Raw genomic sequence first — 3,797 nt, 5'->3', positions numbered from 1 at the left:
GATTATACTCTTTTTGTTTAATACACATGATATTTGACAATTCTTTTTTCTTCTTTTTTTCAGAAGCTGACAGTTCAGAACCTTTCTTTTTGGAAAATTCAGCTTCTCCATAAGCTTTGCGTGCATCCACATATTCTTTATCATGAAATAAAGCATTCAATCGATTTGTAGCATATCGAACCAACAGATTATGCATCTGATTCGCATAGAAAAAAGACTTCGACAAAAATCGTTTCTCAGATCCACTTAGTTCCAATTGAAAGCGTACTGTATACATATCGAAATCTCCTCATATTTTTTTACGACATATTCTACGTATATATTATATCATGGTTCACGTATAGAAACAGCTGAAAACCAGTTACATACGTCATTCATCTCATGACTAAAGTCACGAGCGTTCTGACTTTAACAGTAAATAAACATTAATATGTCATACTCCAACTGTCTTAACTGATATTTTTCACAAACTCCAGAAACCTTCATCTCATAATATCTCGTTATCGTTTTATGTTCATCCCAAAAGTGCATATGCACCCTCCTCATCGTTCTATTTAGAACGTTTTTATTCCATAGCTACTCTATAGGTTTGTCAACAACTTTTTATTGACACTTTTTATGTAAAAATACTATGCTAACTATAAGGGAAGGAATCCAAATATGCATACACAAAAATCTAACTTTCAAACAATGAAATACTTCTTTTACATCTTAATGATTGCAATTTTAGGATGGTTTTGTTTCATGCAATTATTTGGTGCTAACGAACAAAACTATAACAATCCGTCCAAATCCATAATCTATTCCGGTTCCTTTTACTGGAATAAAGAGGATGGTACAAAACAAAAAATAGACATTCCCGGAACCTATGAAGTAAAACCAGGCCATACCATGGTCCTGACAACAACCTTGCCTAAAGACTATGATGAAACGACTTTTGCGATTCGATCCTCTTTGCAGGACATTCAGTTCTACGTAGGAAATTCATTGCGCGCACAATATTCCACAAAAGATACAAGAATGGCTGGTAAAAATTCAGCGAGTCGCTACATCTTTTGTCCTACAACCTATAAAGATGCAGGAAAAACATTACGCATTGAACTGACAACCTACACTTCAAATTATTCTGGCATTGTCAATGAGGTGTATTGTGGTAATAAAGCCGAAATTTGGCAATATATATACAATACTTATGGAATATCCACATTTATTGCCTTCTTTATCTTATTTACCGGTATCACATCCATCCTGTTTGGCATAGCCCTAAAAAATGTCTACCACACAACATTCGACATGGAATACTTTGGATGGTGTATGCTCATGGGCTCTATCTGGATGCTTGGAGAATCCAAAATTCGACAAATCCTAGTTCCTAACGCATCCGCGTTAGCTGCTTTATGCTTTGTGATGATCATGCTGAGTCCATTACCCATCTTGTTCTATGCCGACAACATTCAAAATGGCAAGCACCAAAAACTCTATCGAAATATTGGTTATGTCGTCATTTTAAACTTTATTGTTTCTTCCATTCTCTATCTTACAAAAGTCAAAGACTACATTGAAACATTGCCCGTTGCACAATTACTACTCGTCTTTGTGTTTATCCTAATATTCATTCATTTAGTACAATACATACGCAAAAATAAACAAACAAAATCCGACTACATTCTATTGATTGGACTCTTTCTAGTCCTAGTCTGTGTTGCTATTGAATCTGTATCTGTTTATTTTGTCGCAACTATTTCAGGTATCTTTATTGGCATAGGCATGATTATATTGCTCTTCACCAATATTTTTCGTACCATTCGAAAAATTCAAATTATAGAAGAAAAGCGCCATCAAACGGAGTTGGAAATTGAAAAGAAAGAAAACAAAAAAATAACACTTCAAATGATGGAATCCCTTTCTACTACCATTGAAGCCAAAGATGAATATACGCGTGGACACTCAAGGCGTGTAGCCCAATATGCAGCCTTGATTGCGAAAAATATGGGTTGGACAAATGAAGAGATTCAAAACCTTAAAAACTGTGCTTATTTACACGACATTGGAAAGATTGGTATTCCAGACCAAATCTTAAATAAGCCTGGCAAATTAACAAATGAAGAATTTAATTTAATCAAACAACACACTACAATTGGACAAGACATCTTAAAAGATATAACGATCATTCCGCATATCGATGAAGTCACAAGAAGTCACCATGAACATTATGATGGTACTGGCTATCCAGATGGACTTAAAGGAAATGAAATTCCAATACAAGCACGTATAATTGCGTTAGCCGACAGTTATGATGCCATGAACTCAAGAAGAATCTATCGTAACGCATTAAGTCATGGACGAATTTATCATGAAATCCAAATGAATGCGGGTACGCAATTTGATCCTGAAATTACTAAAGTCTTCTTGAAATTAATGGACAACGGATCTTTATTTCACTTAGAACACGAAATACTTCCATCCCAAGAAGACACAATCAATAAGTTTATTTCCGATGTTGTGACAACCATGCAAGATCAGGAAGAAACAAAAAACATCGATTATCTTACAGGCCTTCCTGTTCGTAATGTAGGACAAAAACGCATTGCGAGCGCTATGCAAAAGACAAATGGATGCCTGATTTTCTTGGATATGGATAACCTTAAAAAAATCAATGACGTCTATGGACATAAAGCTGGAGATCGAGCCCTAAAAAGCCTGGGAAAACTATTGCTAGACATTCCAATACCTGAGATCGCATGTCGTATGGGAGGGGATGAATTCCTTCTGTTCTTACCACAAGCGAATACAGAACAAGCCGAAAATACAGTTTCAAATGTGATTGAACAATTCAAAGAAATCATTAAAGACGATAGTGAAACCCATTTTGCAGCCCTTTCTGCAGGCATGCTCATGTGCTCTCGAAACGATACGTTTGCGGATGCCTATTCAAAAGCCGACAAAGCCTTGTATTATGTGAAACAAAATGGTAAGAACAACTATTCTTGGTACAACCAAATCCATTATGGAAACACAGCCAACACAAGTTTAGACCTGAAACAAATCGCAAACTCCCTACAAACAAGTGGAAACTATTCAGGCGCATTACACCTAGAATATCGCGATTTCACAAGACAATATGAATACATACACCAATTGATGACACGAAACCAATGGAACTGTTATCTAGTCATGGTTACTATGGAAACTGTACAAGATACACTTCCATATATTGAAGAAATCGAAGAAGCCCTTGACCATATGGGTGAAGCTATTCAAGACAACATTCGAAAGGTAGATGTATGTACACGTTATAGTGCTATGCAATATTTGATTATTCTATCTCATCCTGCAGAAACACAAATTCCAAACATCATGTCACGCATTTTTATGGAATACTACAAGCTACAGGATAGTCAACACTTCACGCCTAGCTATGAATATATTTCTATGAAGAAATAATGGAGATCGACAATTTAGTCAATCTCCTTTTGATCTACTATTATCTGTTTTAAAATATCTCGATTCATACGCAGAACTCTTTCTTTTACCGCATTATATAAACATATTGTCTTGTCTGTAAGACAATATTTATGTCTTTTTGTCTTGTTCACAAGACAATATTCATATATTTTTGTCTTATATACAAGACAAAATCCTTCTGATAAGTCGAAAAGCTACTATACTAATCTTCGTATGTGATTATTTTTGAATTAACGATCTTTTTAAACTTCTCATACTCCATGAGGTATTATACTATTTTTCGTATTATGAAACCAGGAAGAAAAGTATTCTGGTTAATATAGAATTGTATA

The 3,797-nt window shown here is 34.9% G+C and carries 2 protein-coding genes; one reads left to right on the top strand and one right to left on the bottom strand.

Translation table 11 applies throughout. From position 1 onward, the window contains the following. The coding region (locus NE544_RS11745; RefSeq protein WP_256269466.1) for a hypothetical protein at positions 1 to 277 on the bottom strand (277 nt) is incomplete at its 3' end. 383 nt (positions 278 to 660) lie between these two features. On the opposite strand from NE544_RS11745, the gene NE544_RS11740 reads away from it, so the two are divergent. After that, positions 661 to 3,444, top strand: a complete 2,784-nt coding sequence (locus NE544_RS11740; protein WP_256269465.1) for an HD domain-containing phosphohydrolase — start codon at positions 661 to 663, stop codon at positions 3,442 to 3,444. The last annotated feature ends 353 nt before the right edge of the window (positions 3,445 to 3,797 follow it).

The sequence above is a fragment of the Holdemanella sp. MSK.7.32 genome, assembly GCF_024460475.1.
Lineage (GTDB): Bacteria > Bacillota_I > Bacilli_A > Erysipelotrichales > Erysipelotrichaceae > Holdemanella.
The sequence above is the reverse complement of the archived record's forward strand: the minus strand, read 5'-3'. Positions and strand labels throughout refer to the sequence as shown.